Raw genomic sequence first — 18,962 nt, forward strand, 5'->3', positions numbered from 1 at the left:
ACAAACACCCCACCCCGGGCACATTTTATAATTTTACCCCCCGCGTGGTCGGCGGTTGCCGGGGCCGGGCCGCCGGTTTAAACAAACCCGTTCGAGGGGCGCCGGGGGGGCGCCCGTCGGCGGGGTATGAAAACAGCAGCCGGCTCCAGCCTCAGCGCCTCCTGCACCACGGGGGAGGGGGCCAGTGGCGACGCGCCTACTCGCCCCGTAGGGCGGGTTTAGCGGGGTAGGCGGTAGTGGGTGTTGGGGAGGGGTTCTACCAGGCCGTCGGCTACTAGGCCGTCCAGGGCGCGTTCGCGTTGGGAGTGGTCGGGCCAGCAGGCGTCCAGGGTTTGCTTGGGGACGGCGTCCGTCGCGGCGCGCAGTACGGCGAGCAGCCGGCCGCGGACCTGCCGATCGGTGCCTTCGTACGTCTGCCCCCGCCGAGGCGGCCCGTCGTACGGCGGACTCCCGGCAAGCACCCACGCACACCGCCCGCGAATCGGGCAGTCCTCGCACTTCGGCGTACGCGCCGTGCAGACCAGTGCGCCCAGCTCCATCGATGCGACCGCCCAGCGGGCTGCCGTCGGCTCGTCAGCGGGCAATGCGCTCACCGCAAGCCGCTGGTCAGCCGCAGTGGGGGAGATGGTCGGCTGCGCGACCCCAGTGAGGGCTCGCGCGAGCACCCGACGCACGTTGGTGTCCACGACCGCATGCCGCTGCCCGAACGCGAACGACGCGATCGCAGCCGCCGTGTATGTCCCCACCCCGGGCAGAGCGAGCAGTGCGTCGTGATCGTCCGGTACTTCGCCACCGTGCCGCTCCACAATCGCCTGAGCGGCCGCGTGCAGCCGCAGGGCACGTCTGGGGTACCCGAGCCGGTCCCAGGCCCGCACAGCCTCACCTGGCGGCTCTGCAGCCAGGTCCGCCGGCTTCGGCCACCGCTCCAGCCAGCTCCGGTACGCCGGTAGCACCCGGTTGACGGGTGTCTGCTGCAGCATGAACTCGCTCACCATCACTGCCCACGCACCGGCCCCCGGCTCGCGCCAGGGCAGCACGCGCGCGTTGGCGTCGTACCACTGCAGAACGGGCCCATGCAGCGCGGCAGCCGCGGGACTGCGCGGCGCGGCAGCTGTGGGCCTGAGCGGCGAGCCTGACTGGTCCAGCACAAAGCCGATCCTAAGATGCAGGCCATGAGCAGCCTGCTCCGTCCGGTCGGGCACCTGCCCGCCAGCGTGTACTGGTTCCGCCGGGGACTGGTACTTGCTGTCCTGGCGCTGCTGCTCTTCCTGGTCCTCCGGCTGTTCGGAGGCGGCGGCGAGGAGCCGAAGAACACGGCTGCGTCCGGCCCGCAGCAGGACCCGGCGACCGCCCCGGTGGTGACACCCAGCGGCACGCCGGCCACGAAGAAGACCGAGCAGCCGGCCAAGACCACCAGCGGCACCACGACGCCGCCGCGCGACACCAAGTGCGAAGGCTCCGACCTACGGGTCGAGGCGGTGCCGGCGAACCGGAAGATCGTGTCCGGCTCGGTGCTGAACTTCGTGGTCCGCCTCGAGGCGATCTCGGACGAGTGCAAGGCCTCGATCGACTCCGGCGCCCTGACCGTGACCGTTACCTCGGGCAACGACCTGATCTGGACCACGACGCACTGTGGGCAGACGATCCAGCGCGCCACCCTGGTGGTTGCCAAGGGCAAGCAGTCGGCCGTCACGGTGCCCTGGAACGGCCGCCGGTCCGGGCCCGGCTGCCTGCCCGGTCAGCCGGTCGCCAAGGCCGGAACCTATGTCGTCAAGGCGGTCTTCGACGACCGTGCGTCAGCTCCGCAAGCCTTCCAGGTCGTCTGACCCGGCGGCCGGCGCCTGCTGCAGGTGCGTCGGCTTGACGAACATCAGCGCCGCGACCAGCCCGACCAGCAGCACCACAGCCGGCAGGATCAACGACTGCGCCATCGAGTCGCTGAAGCCCTGATGCATCAGCTCGGGCAACGTTCCGCCCGTTGCCATCCCCTCGCCGGCCGGGGCACCGCCAGGACTGGCAGGCAAGTTGTGCGCCAGTCGCGACTCCATCAGTACGGCGATGCCCGCACTACCGAGGACGGCGCCGACCTGACGTGTCGTGTTGTAGACGCCCGCCCCGGCTCCGGCCTGATGCAGTGGCAGGTTCCTGGTCGCCGTACTGCCGATCGGGGCCCACATGAAGCCGTTGGCCACGCCGAGCAGCGCGATCGGCAGCAGCAGTTGCCAGATCGGCACATCGGGCTCGATGACCTGGCTGAGCCAGAACAGCGCGACCGAGCAGCACAGCAGGCCGAAGCTCGCCAGGTACCGCGGGTGCGCCCGGTCCGTGAGCCTGCCGACGAACGGCGACAGCGCGCCGGTGATGACGGCCATCGGAACCAGCAGCAGCGCGGACCTGGTCGGGCTCAGGCCACGCACCGACTGCGCGTACAGCATCAGCGGGAACGTCATCGCGGTGATGGCGAAGCCGACGGTGGTGATCGCGGTGTTCGCCAGGGAGAAGTTCCGGTCCTTGAACAGGCCCAGCGGCAGCAGCGGTTCACCCCGGTTGCGGGCCTGCCAGACCACGAAGGCCGCGAGCACCACCAGGCCGGCGATGATCAGCGACCAGACCGAGATCGGGCCCTTGATCGTGCCCCAGTCGTACTTCTGGCCCTCCTGGATGCCGAACACCAGCAGGAACAGCCCGACCGAGCTCAGCCCGACGCCGACCAGGTCGAACTTGTGCTCGTGGGTCGGCAGGTCCGGGACCAGTCGCAGGGCCAGCACGAAGGCGATCACGCCGACCGGCGCGTTCAGGAAGAAGATCCACTCCCAGCCGAGCCTGTCGACCAGCACGCCGCCGAGGATCGGGCCGACCAGCGTCGCCACGCCGGCGGTCGCGCCCCACAGGCTCATCGCGCGGCCGCGCTGGTCCGGCGGGAAGATCCGGGTGATCACCGCCATCGTCTGCGGCGTCATCATCGACGCGCCGAGCCCCTGGAAGACCCGGGCGACGATCAGCAGCTCGATCGACGTCGTCAGGCCGCACCACACCGACGCAGCGGTGAACAGCGCCAGGCCGGTCAAGTAGACCTTCTTCGGCCCGATCCGGTCGCCGAGTCGTCCGGTCACCAGCAGCGGTACGGCGTACGCCAGCAGGTAGGCGCTGGTCACCCAGATCACGTTGCCGACGTTGGTGCGCAGCTCGGTCATGATCGCCGGGGTCGCGACCGACACGATGGTCGAGTCGACCAGGATCATGAAGAAGCCGATCACCAGCGCCCAGAGCGCCGGCCACGGCCGGACCTCCGGCCTCACGTGCTGCGGGGTACCCATGGCAGGTCCTTGCTCTCGATCCGTTCGACGGTGGTGGCCAGCCAGTCGCGCTCGGCGGCGAGCTGGGCCCGGACGTAGGCGCCGCCCAGCCAGTACGGCTCGTGCACCCCTTCGGCGCGGGCGGTCGCGATCGCCTCGTCCAGCTCGGCGAGCCGGTCGTCCAGGTCGGCGACCCGGCGGCGGAACCGCAGCAGCGCGTCCTCGACGTCGAGGTTGTGCGCTTCACTCAGTACCACCGGGAACAGCGGATATTCGTAGACGTACGTCTCCAGCCCGGTCTCGACCCGGCGGCGCAGCGCCTCGTTGCCGTCCGGAGTGATCTCGTACGTCGTGCGTTCGGGGCGGTTGCCGGAGCGTTCGGTGCCGGTCGCGCGGACGTAGTTCTGGCCGGCCAGCCGCTCGACCGTGTGGTAGAGCGAGCCGGGCCTGACCTTGACGATCCGGTCGTTCTGCCGGGCGATCAACAGTTGGTACATCTCGTAGGCGTGCATCGGGCGCTCGTTGAGCAGCGCCAGCACCGAGATCGCCAGCGGGGTCAGCTCAGCCATCATCCTCCGTACGGATTGTTCCGTGCGAAATGTTCCACCTGGAGTATTGCTCGCGCCGGACCCGGAACACAAGTCACCCCCGGCTCGGCGCTGCGAACCGGGGGTGGGAGGTGCCGACGAGGCCGGATGCGATCCGGGGCCGGGTCAGACGTAGCGTTCGAGGATGCTCGACTCGGCCAGCCGGGACAGGCCCTCGCGGACCGTGCGGGCCCGGTTCTCGCCGACGCCCTCGACCGTCTGCAGGTCGTCGATGCTTGCCGCAAGCAACTTCTGCAGGTGGCCGAAGTGGTCGATCAAGCGATCGATCACCGCACCTGGAAGGCGCGGCACCTTGGCCAGCAGCCGGTAGCCGCGCGGCGTCACGGCCGCGTCCAGCTGCTCGGCCCCACCGAGCTGCAGCGCCCGCGCGACCTGGCCGATGTCCAGCAGGTCGGTCGGGCTGACCGCGTCCAGCTCGAGCAGCACGTCGTCGGCCGTCTTCGCCTTGCGGCCGGTGGCCGGCGGCAGGTAGTCGCGGACGACCAGCTCGCGTTCGCCGGCGACTCCGGCGACGAGCTCGTTGAGCTGCAGGGTGAGCAGCCGGCCGTCGGTGCCGAGCTCGACGACGTACCCGTCGATCTCGGTGGCGATCCGGCGGACCATCTCCAGCCGCTGGGCGACCGCGGCCACGTCGCGAACGGTGACCAGGTCTTCGATCTCCAGCGCGGACAGCGTGCCGGACACCTCGTCGAGGCGCAGCTTGTACCGCTCGAGGGTCGCCAGCGCCTGGTTGGCCCGGGACAGGATCGCGCCGGAGTCCTCCAGCACGTAGCGCTGGTCGTCGACGTACAGCGCGATGATGTGCATCGACTGCGACACCGAGATCACCGGGAACCCGGTCTGCCGGGCGACCCGGTCGGCGGTGCGGTGCCGGGTGCCGGTCTCCTCGGTGAAGATCGACGGGTCCGGCATCAGGTGCACGGCGGCCCGGATCATCCGCGCGGCGTCGCGGTCGACGATGATCGCGCCGTCCATCTTGCTCAGCTCGCGCAGGCCGGTCGCGGAGAACTCGATGTCGATCTCGAACCCGCCGGTGGAGATCGACTCGACGGTCTTGTCGTGGCCGAGCACGATCAGCGCGCCGGTGCGACCGCGCAGAATCCGTTCCAGGCCTTCACGCAGTTCGGTCCCGGGCGCGACCGCCGCGAGGGTCGCGCGCATCCGGGCGTCGGTGCTGTTCTTGTCGGAATTGGGGGCCACGAAAACTGAGTCTATGCGGTTCGCCCGACGTCGTGGGGCGCTAGTCCCCGGCTACCGGTCAGTCGCCGGACAGCGAATCGGATGCCTTTGCACGTGCGCGTGCAAACGCCCGTGCACCTGATCCGTGCAACCCGATCTCCCGCGTGAATCGGACCGCCGTGGGGACGACGGTTGCCCGGTCAGGGACAGCGGATGACCTGGCCGGCGTACGACAATCCGCCGCCGAATCCGAACAGCAGCACCGGCGCGCCGCTCGGGATCTCGCGGCGTTCCACCAGCTTCGACAGCGCGATCGGGATGCTCGCGGCCGAGGTGTTGCCGGACTCGACCACGTCCTTGGCGACCACCGCGTTGACCGCGCCGAGCCGCTTCGCGAGCGGCTCGATGATGCGCAGGTTGGCCTGGTGCAGGACGACGCCGCCGAGGTCCTCGGGTGCGATCCCGCTCTTCTCGCAGACCTGCTTGGCGATCACCGGGAGCTGGGTCGTGGTCCAGCGGAAGACGGCCTGGCCCTCCTGGGCGAACTTCGCGTCCTGGCCTTCGATCCGGACCGCGTCCGACATCTCCGGCACCGAACCCCAGACCACCGGGCCGATCTCCGGGTCCTCGCTCGCGACCAGCACGGCCGCGCCGGCGCCGTCGCCGATCAGCACGCAGGTGGTGCGGTCGGTCCAGTCGGTGAAGTCGCTGAGCTTCTCCACGCCGATGACGAGCGCCTTCGAGGCGGCGCCGGCGCGGATCGCGTGGTCGGCGGTCGCGATCGCGTGCGCGAAGCCGGAGCATGCCGTGTTCACGTCGATGGCGGCCGGGCTGCCGAGGCCGAGCCGGGCGGCGACCCGGGCGGCGATGTTCGGCGAACGGTCGATCGCCGTACAGGTCGCGACCACGACGTAGTCGATCTCGGCCTTGTCGATGCCGGCGTTCGCGACGGCCTTCTCGGCGGCCCGCCAGGCCATCTCGTCGACCTGCTCGTCCGGCGCCGCGATCCGGCGCTCGCGGATGCCCACCCGGCTCTGGATCCACTCGTCGTTGGTCTCCACCATGGTGGCGAGCTCGGCGTTGGTGAGCACTCGCTCGGGCTGGTAGTGGCCGAGCGCGACAACTCTGGATCCGGTCATCTGAGGGCTCCTGCGGTCATCCGGGCAGGCCGGCAAGCTGTCCAGGTTCCACGCTGAACCCGGCGGGGGCCACCCCAGCGTACGTTCCCCGCTGCACGCCCGTGGATCCCGCGTCTCACCGGTAGCAGTGGGGTGTGGCCGGAAACACAGGCCGGTCAGGTGAGGCCGGCGGCCAGCAGGGCGGAAGGGAGGTCGGGGGCGGCGAAGACCCGGAGGCCGTACTTGGCCTGCATGTCCATGGGTTTCAGGTCCTTGCCGCGGTTGGGGACGTCGGCCGGGACGATCGCCTTGGTGAAGCCCAGCCGGGCGGCTTCGGCGAGGCGTTTCTCCAGCCCGCCGACCCGGCGGACCTCGCCGGCCAGGCCGACCTCGCCGATCGCGATCAGGCCGGGGTGGATCGGCCGGTCCATCACCGACGACGCGACCGCGATCGCCACCGACAGGTCCGCGACCGGTTCGCCGATCTTCACGCCGCCGACGGTGGCGACGTACACCTCCTGGTCGGTCAGCTTCAGGCCGACCCGGTTCCCGAGCACGGCGAGCACCATCGACACCCGGGACGACTCCAGGCCCGAGGTGGTCCGGCGTGGCTGCGGCGCGGCGGACGGCCCGACCAGCGCCTGCACCTCGGCCAGCAGCGGCCGCCGGCCTTCCATCATCACCGTCACGCACGTCCCCGCGACGGGCTCGGCGTGCTCGGAGACGAACAGGCCGGTCGGGTCCGTCACCTCGACGATGCCGGTGTCGACCATGTCGAAGCACCCGACCTCGTCCGACGGGCCGAACCGGTTCTTGGTCGCCCGGACCATCCGGAACCCGGAGTGCCGGTCGCCGTCGAAGGCCAGCACGACATCGACCAGGTGCTCGAGCATCCGCGGACCGGCGATCGCGCCGTCCTTCGTCACGTGCCCGACCAGCACGACCGCGATGTGCCGCTCCTTCGCCAGGCGCACGAGCGCGCCCGTCACCTCACGGACCTGGGTCACCCCACCAGGGGCGCCTTCCACGTCGGGATGCGCCATCGTCTGCACCGAGTCGATCACCAGGAACGACGGCTCGACCGCCTCCACCTGACCGACCACCGCGGACAGATCCGTCTCGGCCGCGAGGTAGAGCTCGTCCACCAGCGCATCGGTCCGGCCGGCGCGTAGCCGCACCTGCGCAGCGGACTCCTCACCCGACACGTACAACGTCCGCTGACCGCGCCGAGCCGACTGCGCGGCAACCTCGAGCAACAGCGTCGACTTCCCGACACCGGGCTCACCGGCGAGCAGGATCACCGCACCCGGTACGACGCCGCCGCCGAGCACCCGGTCGAGCTCGCCGATCCCGGTCGGGCGGGACTCGGCCTCGATCGCGGACACCTTGGCGATCGGCATCGCGGGTGACGACACCGGGCCGGCGGTGATCCGGGCGGCCTTGGGGGCGCCGACCTCGGCGACCGTCCCCCACGCCTGGCACTCGCCACAACGCCCGATCCAGCGCGCCGACGTCCACCCGCACTCCGAGCACGCGAACGCCGGTTTTCCTTTCGTGCTCCCCGCTGCCTTCGCCATGCCGAACAACCTAGGCGAAGCTGCCGACAAATCCCGAGTGGCTGTCCACAGGCTCAGCGAAAGTGGTCGCGCAACTGCGTGAGACGCCGGCGGATCCACCCGCCGGTGAAGCGTGGAAGAGGATCGGGTTCGACCTCCGGCAGCTGCCGGGTCTCCCGCGCAGCCTCGAGGTACGTCGACAACAGCTCGCTCTCGGACTGCCGCAGCGACGCGCTCCGCTCGAGCAGTTTCCGCCCTTCCTCGAGCTGACTTGAGACGACCGCCGCAGATCCCAGATGCTGCAGACAGCGTGCCTGTCCCTCGCGCTCGCCGATTTCCGCGTAGAGGTGCTCGGCGTGCGTCCACCACCGCTTGGCCTCGTGCGGGCTGCGTTGCATCCAGGCCGCGACGCCATACAGTTCAAGCGCATGTGCATGCCCGCTGATGTCTCCGGCGGCAGTGGCACGAGCAGCCGCGGTGCCGAGATGGTCCAGCGCGTTCTCCGGGTCCTGCTGGTACAGGTGCACGATCGCGAGGTTGATCGAGATCGCCACCTCCGCAGCGAGGTCTGGACCCGGTCGGTTGAGCCGTGCGTCGTCCAGCCGGTCTCGTGCGTTCAGCACGGCTTCGTCCCGATCGTTCCCGGCCGGCGACTGCTCGGCCCGTTCCAGGTGCAGCAGTGCCCGCTCCACCTGACGACGAGTAGTCAGCGCGGCCGCCGTACGGCTGTGGGTAGCTACGTTGTCCGAGATGCCGAGCCGTGTCGTCGCACTGTCCAGGTCACCCATCAGCCGGTACGCCGTCGCCGCACGGGCGGCTGCCAGCTCCGCAAGGTCGCGGCGGCCGCTCGTGTCCGCTACCGCGGCCAGGAAGTCACTGAGCGCCAGCAGTTGAGCCGGCTCGTACCTGCGCAGGTACCAGACCTCCAGCGCGTCACAGATTCGAGCGAGGTCGTCAGCGGTCTCTTCACGCGCCTTCTCCGTGTCCAGCAGGTCGCGCAGCCGCGGCTCGTTCAGGGCGAACCACTCGGCGGCGGCCATCCCGGCAGCACCCGAACCGAGCTGGAACATCCACGACTCTGCCTGCTCCGCCGCCGCGTGCAGGTCCGGAGCAGGTACGGCGACCACACCGCCGCGTCGCCATCTCCGGTACGCCCGCAAGGCGATCGGGACGTCGTAGTACGCCCAGATCAGCGCGCAGGCGATGGCCACGGTGAATCCCGCGACCCGGATCCAGCCACCACTGTTGAGACTCTCCGACAGCCTGTCGCCGAGCAGTCCGGTCAGCAGCCCGGAGGCGAGCGCACTGCGACTGAAGAACCCACCTCGCCGTCGGCTCTGCTCCTCCTCGACCTTCGGAGCACTCGGCGCAGACGTCGTCACGGCCGGCCCCCGACTGTCAGCCCACGCACGACCCGCTGCCAGTTCGACAGCATCAGCACCACGGGTACGACGGAAGCCACCACACCGGCAGCGGCGACAGTCCCCGCCGACGCGGAGAACTGTCGCGCCTCACCCCACAGCACCAGCGACAACGGCGTCGTACCCGGGCCACTGATCAAGAAGCCCACGATGAAGTCGTTCCACACCAGGGCAAACTCCAGCACCGCCACAGCAACCAGCGCGGGCCGATACGTCCGCTGCACAGTCGCCAGTACGGAGCTCTGCCGCGCAGGCCCCTGCAATGCCTCAGACACCAACGCAGGTGGCGCAGACGCGAAGGCGGACCGCAGCAGCAGTACGGCGAAAGGCAGACCGGCAGCCGCATGTACCAAGGCCAACGCGACCCGCGATCCGGCCAAACCCGCAGTACCAATCGCATCGCGCAACGGAGCGGCGTACATCTGCACCGGCGTCACGGCCAGCACGACGAACATCGACGTCACCACTCGCCCCAACCACTGCGGCAGCCCACCCCACGCGACCAGATACGCCGTCGGTACGGCGATCACCAGCAGTACGGCGGTTGCCGCGCCGGCGATCAAAAGCGTCGACAGCAACGCACGGAACAACCCGACGTTCGCAGCAGCGGCGAACGAGGAGAACCCGAGCCCCGACGGCGACCACCAGCCCCGCAGACCTGCCTCGCCTGGTGAGTGCAATGCAGTGGCAACCAGCACCACCGCCGGCAGGATCCACACCAGGCTCACTGCGAAACCTGCAGTCCACCCGATCCGCCGTACTCGCTTGCTGGGCTTCGGTCGACCCACTGTGGGGTCTGGCGGCACCACCTGCACCGGCATCGCCCACCTGCGCCGCCGCAGCCCGCGTACGCCGACCACACCGACCGCAGCCACGATCGCGAACAACACAACGCCCAGTGCCGCCGTACGACCCGGGTCGTCGCCTGTTGTCGTCGCACGCCACCAGTTCAGGCCGAGTACGTCGGCAGAGCGCTGCATCGGCCCGGGTACGACGATCAGCACCAGGTCGAACACCCGGACTGCCGCGATGACGAGGGTCAGCGTGACCACACCGGTGATCGGCCGAAGCAGCGGGATCTCCAACGCGAACAGCCGCCGCCAGCCGGTGACACCTTCCGCGGCGATCGTGCGGCCCACGTCGTCCGGGATGGCGTCCAGGCCGGCCCGGAACAGCGAGACGACGTACCCGAGCCAGGTCCAGCCGAAGGCGGACACCAGGACCAGCCAGAACAGGCCCGGACCGAGCCATACCGGGCTCGACCCGAACAGCTTCGTCCAGACCGCGGTCAGCGTGCCGCGCTCGGGCGCCGGGTCGAAGATCAGCCGGAACGTCGCCCCGGACACCAGCACCGACACCGCGAACGGGATCACCAGCGCGGGCTGCAGGAACGACGTCACCTCGGGCAGTCGGTAGCTCACCAGCGCGAGGAAGAACCCGACCACCACCAGACCGAGCGCGACCGCGACCCAGGCAAGACTGTTGCCCACGGCACGCAATGCCTCGGGGTCGCCCATCACCGCGAAGTTGCCGAGCCCGAAACCGCTCGGTGTCTTGAAGGCGGCGACCACCGTGACCCCGATCGGGATGAGCAGCAGGCAGCTCAGCAACAGCGCAGGCAAGCCCAGCAGGTATGGCGCAGCCGGACGCCGCGGCTTGCCTGCGACCGGGCGACCACTCACCTCGCGGCCGGCCACTTCGAGCGACAGGCCGTTGCTCTGCAAGCCCATCAGCTCTCCACCTTCCGCAGTTCCGTCATCGCCGCGTCCACTGCGGCAGGCACGGACTCACTGCCGTGGTCACCGACCCGGACCAGGAAGTCGGTGAGCACTCGCCACAGCCCGTTGATGGCGCCGAGTCGGCCCAGCCGGTCGGACAGGTCGAACTGCAGTTGTCCACCGGACTCCGACAGCTGCTTGGCGAGCCGGGTGAGCTCGGGGGAGTAGCCGGTGTCCCGTCCGTCGACCAGGAACCCGCCCTCCTTGACCCACGGGTCCACAGCGGTCGGTGCGGCGAGGCGCCGTACCAGATCGAGGGCGTCGTCTGAGGTTGGCTTCGGCAGCACCATCACGTCCCCGCCGACGACGACAGGTGGCGCGCTGCCGGGGGACAGGGCGGGGAAGGTGAAAAGGCCGACGTCGTCGGGGTCTGCGGCGAACGAGCGTACGACGGGCTCGGCGAAATCGGACGCTAGCACCATGGCGGCTCTGCGGTGCCCGAAGACCTCGACCACTGCGTCCGGGAACTGCTGCACGAGCGACCGTTCGACTCCACCGGCCAGAGTGCCGCGAGCCGACCACATGGTGCCCAGCAGGCGAAGGGCGGCAGCGATCTGCGGCTGGTGCGACGGGTGCGGACGCTCGGCCGTCGCGAGTGCTGCGTAGACGCTGGGCGCTATGCCCAGCAGGACGTTCTCGAAGAAGTCGGTGAGCACCCAGCCATCACCAGCAGCCAGCGACAGCGGCCGCACTCCGGCGAGCGACAGCGACCTGTTGACGTCCAGCCACTCGGACCAGAGCCGTGGCGGTTCCAGACCGAACTTCCGGAAGACCGATGGGCGATACCAGACCGCAGACTTGTGCGCCGTCTTGAACGGCACGCCGTACGTCGTCCTGTCGTGCACCAGCAACTCCGCCCAGAGCCGGGCCCGGCCGCGGTCGTCGACGTCGTCCGGGATCGGCTCGAGGTCATGCAGATGGCGCGGGACCAGACCGGGCTGCGGCAGCATCACGATGTCCGGCCGACGGGTCGAGCGTGCGCCGAAGGCCGTGGAGATGTCGTCGCCGAGCGGTACGACCTCGACCGGGTAGTCCAGCCTGCCGATGCCGTCGAGGACGTCATGGAATGCCCGCAGTTCCTGTCCGCTCCAGCTCACCGCGACCCGCACGCTGCGACGCAGTCCGAGGACGTCACTCGAGCACCCTGTGACCAGCAGCGTCGCCGCCGCGCCCAGGAACGCCCGACGACTACGCTGCATCGCCGAATCCCGTCGTACGCTCCGGGTCGGTTGTGATGAGCAGCATGGCGGCTCGGCCGAGCTCGGGGTTGGATCTGAGACCCAGCAGCGATCCCCACGTGGGCAGACCGCTTGCGTCCTCCAGCACGATCACTCGCGGCTCTGCGCGAAGGGCCCGGGCCACACCGGCCAGTCGACGACGGCCTGGGGTGATCTCGTGCGGGTAGCGGTCCAGCACGTCTTCCAGGCCGCACCACTCAGCTGTCAGCCGGCTGTGCTCCTCTGCTGCCTGACGTGTCACCCGGTGCGTGACGGTGTGCCCGTGTACGACGTTGCCGAGCACAGTCAGGTGGGGGAGCAGTCCACCTTCGGCAGGCACCAGCCGTACCGCGCCGCCGGTCTTGACCACTGCGTCGGTGGGCGGGTCCTCCAGGCCGATCACCAGGTCGGCCAGGCGGCGGGCTGCGGCGGCAGTGGGCATCACCAGGGCTCGCTGCTCCCCGACCTCGATCAGGACTCGTTCCGGCAGATCGGGTATTCGTTCGAGCAGCAGTCCGTCCATCCCTGGCTGGCGCCTCCCCAGATGAGCCGTCGAGTGGTCCGTCAACCCTATTGGGGGCCAGGGTCCCCTTGCAGGGGTTGCCGCGTGCCGTTTCAGAAGATGTTCAGAAGGCCCGGCTCCACAGGTTGATCGCGTAGTCGACCTCGGCGCCGGTGTGCTCGGCGATGATCCTGTCGGCGTCGGCCGCAGTGAACTCGATCCGGACCACCGCCTCGAAGTCGGCCCGGCTCTCGAACCGCCAGCCCATGTCCAGCTGTGTCCGCTGCCAGCCGCGGGCGGCCCAGAACCGTTCCACCACAGGCGGTTTGATCGTCGGGTACGCCGCACTGAACCAGCGCCCGAACGTCGACCGGCTGCCGTCGTTGTCGATCACGAACGCGGTCCCGCCCCGCCGCATCACCCGGTCGAGCTCGGCCAGCCCCGGCTCGCAACCCGGTCCGAAGAAGTACGCCCAGCGGGCGTGCATCACGTCGATCGACGAGTCCGGCACCGGCAGGCGCTGCGCCGTACCCTGCTTGACCTCGACGTTGGTCAGCGCCCGGGTCCGACGGCGAGCCGCCTTGGCCAAAGCGCCGTGCGGCTCGACGCCGATCACCCGGGCCGCGGTCGCGGCGAACATCGGCAGGTGGAACCCGGTCCCGCACCCGATGTCGAGCACGGTCGCCCCGGCCCAGTCCCGGATCGCCCGCATCGCCGGCTCGATCACCCCGTCCGGGTCGACCGCCTGGTTCTCGACCTCGTACACCTTCGGGTGGTGCCAGATGTTCGGGCTTGGGATCCCGCCGTCCGCAATGCTCACACCGCTAGACCCTAGCCGCGCACTCCACCGGGTCGTACGCCGAGACGGTCCGTCAGGAGCTGACGGTGGCTGGGGGCATTGGCTTGGTGGTGGCGGCCATCAGGGCGACCGGGATGAGCAGGAGGCCGCAGACGACGGCGAGCCAGTGGAAACCGAAGTAGGCGAGGATCGGGCCGGAGGCGGTGCCGGCGATCGAGGCGAGGATGCCCATGGTGAGGTCGGACATGCCCTGGGCCGAGGTGCGGATGTCCTCGGGGACCGACCGGGACAGCAGCGTGGAGCCGGCCACCAGGCAGGCGGACCAACCGAGGCCGAGCAGGAAGAGCGCTACTCCGGTCAGGCCGTGCGCGTCGTCCGGCGCCAGCGCCGCGAGCGTCATCGCGATGGCCAGGATGCCGAGCCCGATGCCGATGGTGGGGATCCGGCCGAGGCGGTCGGCCAGCCAGCCGGTCAGCGGGGACAGAGCGAACATGCCGGCGACATGGCCGCTCAGCACGAAGCCGACGATGGTCAGGGACGCGCCGTGGTGCGTGAGGTGGACCGACGTCATCGACATCACGCCGACCATCACCGCGTGCGCGGTTGCGATCGCCAGCAGGCCGAGCCGCGCGTGGGGGATGGCGATGACTTGACGGAAGGTCGTCGCGAGTGGCTGGCGTTCCAGCTTCTGCCGCGGCGTGAGCTGCTGCAGTCGCCGCATGCCGAACCAGACCGTGAGCGTGCTGGTGGCGAACGCGAACACCGAGAAGATGTACGGACCGGCCAGCGCCAGCAGGCCGAGCGACGTACCGACCTCGCCGCCGATGCCGGTCAGGTTGGGCCCGACGACCACGCCGATCGTCGTGGCCCAGACGACCAAGGCCAGCGAACGTGCGATGTGATCCGGGTCCGCTGCGTCCGTGGCGGCGTACCGGGACTGCAGGTTGGAGGCCGTGCCGCTGCCGAACAGGCAACCGGCGAACAGCAGCAACGCCAGCGAGTCCAGTTGTGCGGCGACGATGGTGAGTACCGCACCGGAGAACGCGATGAAGTAGCCCGTCGTCAGTGACACCCGCCGCCCGCGCGACCGAGCCAACCGAGCCAGCGGTACGGCGAGCAGCGCAGCGCCCAGTGTGGTCGACGTGGCGACCAGTCCGGCGAGCGAGGTCGAGCCAGAGACGTTCTCCGCGAGCAGGCCGGCCACGGCGAACCCGCTGGCCGTCGCGACCCCGCCTAGTGCGTTGCTGGCCACCAGCACCCGCAGAGTCGTTCGCTGGAGCTCGGCGGGTCTCTGGTCGGTGGTCACGAGGTCACCCTCTCATCAACCTGACCCGGAAGGCAGCCGGATTCCCGTTGCTCGGCAGCGTTCTCAGTATCTGAGTTGCACGCACTTCCGAACATAGACTGCGGTGGAGCCCGACTATAGGATCCTCTTGACGTAATTCCACCCCCTTGGAGTCCGGATGCCCGACATCGCGATCGTCCCTGCCCCGCGCGAGCTGACCGTCACCGAAGGCCAATGGGTCACCGAGGACCCGGTCGCCGAAGCCGTCCGGACGGTGGTGGAGAACCTCGGCGAGACCGAGTACCGCATCGACGTGACCGCGGAGGGCGCCCGGTTGTCGGCCGGCTCCGAGGACGCGCTGCGGCACGCGGAGACGACGTACCTGCAGTTGCTGGATGCCGCCGTACCGGTCGAGGACGGGAAGATCGCGGTGCCGGCGGTGCGGGTCGCGGATGCGCCGCGGTTCGGGTGGCGGGGCACGATGCTGGACGTCGCGCGGCACTTCATGCCGAAGGAGTTCGTGCTCAAGGTCATCGACGTCCTCGCTCTGCACCGGCTGAACGTGCTGCACCTGCACCTGACCGACGACCAGGGCTGGCGGGTCGAGATCGAGGCGTACCCGAAGCTGACCGAGGTCGGTGCCTGGCGGCCGGAGACGATAGTCGGGAAGATGTCGCACGGCCAGACCGAGTTCAGCTACGACGGCACGCGGCACGGCGGGTTCTACACCAAGGACGAGCTGCGCGAGATCGTCGCGTACGCCGCGGACCGCGGGATCACCGTGGTGCCGGAGATCGACCTGCCGGGTCACATGCAGGCGGCGATCGCGGCGTACCCGGAGCTCGGGAACTTCCCCGAGAACCAGATCGGCGTGCGGCAGGTGTGGGGGATCAGCGACGACGTCCTGAACGTGAACGACGAGACGGTCGAGTTCGTCCGGACCGTGCTGCGGGAGGTGCTGGAGCTCTTCCCGGGACCGTTCATCCACCTGGGCGGCGACGAGTGCCCGTCGGTGCAGTGGGGGGAGGCGGAGGCGGCGCAGAAGCGGCAGGTTGAGCTGGGGCTGTCCGAGGCGGGCCAGCTGCAGGGCTGGTTCACCGCGCAGGTCGCGTCGGTGCTGGCCGAGGAGGGGCGGCGGCTGGTCGGCTGGGACGAGATGGTCGAGACCGACTGCCCGAAGGACGCGGTGATCATGGCGTGGCGCAGCGCCGAGCGCGGCGAGGTGGCCGCGAAGGCGGGTCACGAGGTCGTGATGACGCCGTGCGAGTCGGTGTACTTCGACTACTACCAGGGTGACGCGGCCACGGAGCCGCTCGCGATCGGTGGGTTCATCCCGCTGGAGAAGGTGTACGACTTCGAGGTGATCCCGGCCGGGCTCAACGCCGAGGAGCAGGCCCGGATCGTGGGCGCGCAGTGCAACGTGTGGACCGAGTACATGGAAGGCCCCGACCAGGTCGGCTACATGCTCCTGCCCCGGCTGTCCGCCTTCGCCGAACGCGCCTGGGGCTCGCCGAAGACGTCGTACGACGACTTCCTCACCCGCCTCCGCCCCCACCTCACCCGCATCGAACGCCTCGGCGTCAACTACCGCCCGCTCGATTGAAACCTGCTGCTGCAGTTGCTGAGGGGATAACCAAATCTCCGTAAGCGCTGTTAGCAGGGGTAGACGGCCTGGGGACAACCTGACAACGATGAGTTGTCAGGAACCCAGGGTCGGGAGGGTCAGATGACCGTACTGATGCCACGCCTCCGGCGCGGCGGGTCATGGGGCTGGAACTCCCGGCCTTCCCTCGTCTCTCCAGTCGCTTCGCTCCCTCCGTTCCTCAGTCCAGGCCGGGAGGCCCCATGACCGCGGTGGGGCCGCTGGATGCGATGTTCCTGCTCGGCGAGAGTCGTGAGCAGCCCATGCACGTCGGCGGGCTGATGCTGTTCGAGCTGCCCGAGGGGGCCGGGCGGGATCACGTGTTCCCGGAGGGGTCGCGCGACTACGTGTCGCGGCTGTACCACGAGATGGTCGCGGCGCAGGCGGTCAACCCATTGTTCGCCCGCCGGGTGCGGAACCGGCCGCTCGACCTCGGCTACTGGTCGTGGGAGCAGGACGACGAGATCGATCTCGAGTACCACGTGCGGCTGTCGGCGCTGCCCCGGCCGGGCCGGTACCGGGAGCTGTTCGAGCTCACCAGCCGGCTGCACGGCACCCTCCTCGACCGGCACCGCCCGCTGTGGGAGATGCATCTGATCGAGAACGTCGAGGGCCGCCGCTTCGCCCTCTACAGCAAGATCCACCACTCGATGATCGACGGCGTCACCGCCCTCCGCTGGATGCAGGACACCCTCACCACAGACCCCGACCGCACGGGCAGGCCCGCCACCTACGCGCTCCCTGATGTAGGTCGGGGAGCGGCAGCCGGATCGGCAGGAGCCGGCTCAACCGAGGCGGCTGTCGACGGACTGTCCGCCGAAGCTGCGGCCGGAGGCGGCTCGGCCGGACTGCCGAGCCCCGCCGAGTTGCTCGCCGCCGTGGGCCGCATCCCGGGGCGGACGCTGGGCTCCGCCGCTCATGCGGCGGGTGGTGCCGCCCGTCTGCTGGCCGACCTCGCCGGACTGACCCCGGTCGGCTTGCGGAGCCTGCTGCAGGCGACCACCCCCTTCCCCGCGCCGCGGACGGTGTTCAACCAGGGGATCACCGGGGCGCGGCGGTTCGCGGCGCAGTCGTGGGCGATCGAGCGCTTGGAGAAGGTGCGGGCGATCACCGGGGCGACGCTCAACGACGTGATGCTGGCGATGTGTTCAGGTGCCCTGCGCAACTACCTCCTCGAGCTGAACGCCCTTCCGGACAAGCCGTTGACCGCGATGGTCCCGGTGTCGTTGCGCGGCAGCTCCGACGCACCCGGCGGCGGCAACTCGCTGAGCACGCTGATCACCGACCTCGGCACCGACGAGGCGGACCCGGAGGCGCGGATCCGCCGCATCATGGCGTCGACCAGCTACGGCAAGGGCGTGCTGTCCGGCCTCACTCCGTTGCAGAACCTGATGATCGGCGCCCTCGGCTTCAGCGTCGCCGGTCCGGCCGCCGTGCTCCCGGGAGTGGCCGACCGTACGGCGCCGCCGTACAACCTGGTCATCTCCAACGTGCCCGGCCCGGCCGAGAGCCCGCTGTACTGGAACCGCTCCCGCCTGCTCGGCATGTACCCGGCCTCGATCGTGCTGAACGGCCAGGCGCTCAACATCAGCGTGACCAGCTACGACCACCACCTGCACTTCGGCCTCATCGGCTGCCGCCGAACCATCCCGCACCTCCAGCGGCTCCTGATCCACCTCGAGGCCTCACTCGCAGAGCTCGAAAACATCCACTAAGCGAGCAGTGCGTCGATCTGGCCGATCGACAGCTCCAGGCCCTCGGCCATGCCCATGCCGATCAGCTGATCCATCTGCTCGCGAGAGTCGAAGACCGACTTCAGCTCCATCCGGGTGCCACCGCCGTACGGGCTGAGCTGCATCCGGACCGTGTTGACCGGCATGTCGTCGACCGGCTTGCCGTCGGCGTCCGCGAAGCCGTCGAGGAACTCCAGCGACTCCTTCGGGTTCACCGCCGTGAACCGCCACCAGCCGCGGTACTTCTCGCCCTCGGGGCTGGTCATGTAGTACGCGACCTCGCCGCCCGCGGTCAGGTCGTGGTCGACCACGGTCGCCGGGTGCGTCGGCGGTCCCCACCAGCGCTCCAGCAGCCGCGGGTCCGCCCACAGCTCCCAGACCCGCTCGGCCGGCGCGTCGAAGTCCGCGACCACGGTCAGGGTCAGGGCGTCGAAGTCCTTGTCAACGCTCGTCACGCTCATCTTCTCGGTTCTCCTCTGTTTCGGTGAGCAGCTCGGACATCCGGTCGACCCGGCCGCGCCAGGTCGCCTCGAGCTGGTCGAGTGCCTCGCGAGCCCGCCGTACGGCGTCCCTGTCGGTGCGCACCAGTTGCTCCCGGCCACTGCGTTGCTTGGTGACGAGCCCGGCGCGCTCCAGTACGGCGACGTGCTTCTGCACGGCCGCGAAGCTCATCGGGTACGCCGCTGCCAGCCGCGACACCGACGCCTCGCCGGTCAGGCAGCGCCGCACGATGTCGCGCCGGGTCGTGTCGGCCAGCGCATGCAGCAACTGGTCCACGACTGCCTCATCTACAACCATTTGGTTGTACGTTAGGCAAACGACGATGGC

17 protein-coding genes are annotated in these 18,962 nt (G+C 69.7%); 3 read left to right on the plus strand and 14 right to left on the minus strand.

Going from position 1 to position 18,962, the window contains the following annotated elements; genetic code table 11:
• Positions 1-218: 218 nt before the first annotated feature.
• Entirely contained in the window at positions 219-1,079 is an 861-nt protein-coding gene (locus ACIBGM_RS43810; protein WP_360536297.1) for an A/G-specific adenine glycosylase, read from the minus strand.
• 93 nt (positions 1,080-1,172) lie between these two features.
• On the opposite strand from ACIBGM_RS43810, the gene ACIBGM_RS43815 reads away from it, so the two are divergent.
• The gene (locus ACIBGM_RS43815; protein ID WP_396388927.1) at positions 1,173-1,826 is read left to right on the plus strand and encodes a hypothetical protein; all 654 of its coding nucleotides are present in this window, start codon (positions 1,173-1,175) and stop codon (positions 1,824-1,826) included.
• Here ACIBGM_RS43815 and ACIBGM_RS43820 read toward each other — a convergent pair.
• The 11 genes from ACIBGM_RS43820 to ACIBGM_RS43870 form a co-directional block, all read right to left on the minus strand.
• A complete protein-coding gene (locus tag ACIBGM_RS43820; RefSeq protein ID WP_396388928.1) occupies positions 1,797-3,317 on the minus strand; it encodes a DHA2 family efflux MFS transporter permease subunit in 1,521 nt (506 codons plus the stop codon). The genes ACIBGM_RS43815 and ACIBGM_RS43820 overlap by 30 nt on opposite strands.
• Positions 3,296-3,865 (minus strand): PadR family transcriptional regulator, encoded by a 570-nt coding sequence (locus ACIBGM_RS43825; RefSeq protein ID WP_396388929.1) that lies wholly within the window; start codon positions 3,863-3,865, stop codon positions 3,296-3,298. The genes ACIBGM_RS43820 and ACIBGM_RS43825 overlap by 22 nt, the downstream gene beginning before the upstream one ends.
• A gap of 144 nt (positions 3,866-4,009) precedes the next feature.
• Positions 4,010-5,065 carry a DNA integrity scanning diadenylate cyclase DisA gene (gene disA / locus ACIBGM_RS43830; RefSeq protein ID WP_396388971.1) on the minus strand — a complete coding sequence of 352 codons (1,056 nt, stop codon included), beginning with the start codon at positions 5,063-5,065 and terminating at the stop codon, positions 4,010-4,012.
• A 218-nt stretch (positions 5,066-5,283) separates the two neighbouring features.
• A complete protein-coding gene (locus ACIBGM_RS43835) occupies positions 5,284-6,222 on the minus strand; it encodes a beta-ketoacyl-ACP synthase III (protein ID WP_396388930.1) in 939 nt (312 codons plus the stop codon).
• Between the two features lie 155 nt (positions 6,223-6,377).
• Complete coding sequence (gene radA / locus ACIBGM_RS43840) at positions 6,378-7,778, minus strand: DNA repair protein RadA (RefSeq protein ID WP_396388931.1); 1,401 nt, start codon at positions 7,776-7,778, stop codon at positions 6,378-6,380.
• A gap of 53 nt (positions 7,779-7,831) precedes the next feature.
• Positions 7,832-9,139: a hypothetical protein gene (locus ACIBGM_RS43845; RefSeq protein WP_396388932.1), complete on the minus strand. Its 1,308-nt coding sequence runs from the start codon at positions 9,137-9,139 to the stop codon at positions 7,832-7,834.
• Complete coding sequence (locus ACIBGM_RS43850; protein ID WP_396388933.1) at positions 9,136-10,908, minus strand: sugar ABC transporter permease; 1,773 nt, start codon at positions 10,906-10,908, stop codon at positions 9,136-9,138. Before ACIBGM_RS43850 ends, ACIBGM_RS43845 begins: the two co-directional genes overlap by 4 nt.
• Positions 10,908-12,155: an ABC transporter substrate-binding protein gene (locus tag ACIBGM_RS43855; protein ID WP_396388934.1), complete on the minus strand. Its 1,248-nt coding sequence runs from the start codon at positions 12,153-12,155 to the stop codon at positions 10,908-10,910. Before ACIBGM_RS43855 ends, ACIBGM_RS43850 begins: the two co-directional genes overlap by 1 nt.
• Positions 12,145-12,696 carry a hypothetical protein gene (locus ACIBGM_RS43860; RefSeq protein WP_396388935.1) on the minus strand — a complete coding sequence of 184 codons (552 nt, stop codon included), beginning with the start codon at positions 12,694-12,696 and terminating at the stop codon, positions 12,145-12,147. The genes ACIBGM_RS43855 and ACIBGM_RS43860 overlap by 11 nt, the downstream gene beginning before the upstream one ends.
• A 103-nt stretch (positions 12,697-12,799) precedes the next feature.
• A complete protein-coding gene (locus ACIBGM_RS43865) occupies positions 12,800-13,495 on the minus strand; it encodes a class I SAM-dependent methyltransferase (RefSeq protein WP_396388936.1) in 696 nt (231 codons plus the stop codon).
• 52 nt (positions 13,496-13,547) lie between these two features.
• Positions 13,548-14,780, minus strand: a complete 1,233-nt coding sequence (locus ACIBGM_RS43870; RefSeq protein ID WP_396388937.1) for an MFS transporter — start codon at positions 14,778-14,780, stop codon at positions 13,548-13,550.
• A 157-nt stretch (positions 14,781-14,937) separates the two neighbouring features.
• Between ACIBGM_RS43870 and ACIBGM_RS43875 the strand changes: the two genes are divergently transcribed.
• Complete coding sequence (locus ACIBGM_RS43875) at positions 14,938-16,362, plus strand: beta-N-acetylhexosaminidase (RefSeq protein ID WP_396388938.1); 1,425 nt, start codon at positions 14,938-14,940, stop codon at positions 16,360-16,362.
• Between the two features lie 242 nt (positions 16,363-16,604).
• The gene (locus ACIBGM_RS43880; RefSeq protein WP_396388939.1) at positions 16,605-18,116 is read left to right on the plus strand and encodes a wax ester/triacylglycerol synthase family O-acyltransferase; all 1,512 of its coding nucleotides are present in this window, start codon (positions 16,605-16,607) and stop codon (positions 18,114-18,116) included.
• Here ACIBGM_RS43880 and ACIBGM_RS43885 read toward each other — a convergent pair.
• Positions 18,113-18,589: an SRPBCC domain-containing protein gene (locus ACIBGM_RS43885; RefSeq protein WP_360536248.1), complete on the minus strand. Its 477-nt coding sequence runs from the start codon at positions 18,587-18,589 to the stop codon at positions 18,113-18,115. The genes ACIBGM_RS43880 and ACIBGM_RS43885 overlap by 4 nt on opposite strands.
• On the minus strand, positions 18,576-18,932 hold the full coding sequence (locus ACIBGM_RS43890; protein ID WP_396388940.1) for an ArsR/SmtB family transcription factor: 357 nt from the start codon (positions 18,930-18,932) through the stop codon (positions 18,576-18,578). Before ACIBGM_RS43890 ends, ACIBGM_RS43885 begins: the two co-directional genes overlap by 14 nt.
• Between the last annotated feature and the right edge of the window lie 30 nt (positions 18,933-18,962).

The sequence above is a fragment of the Kribbella sp. NPDC050470 genome (genome assembly GCF_044458365.1).
GTDB lineage: Bacteria > Actinomycetota > Actinomycetes > Propionibacteriales > Kribbellaceae > Kribbella.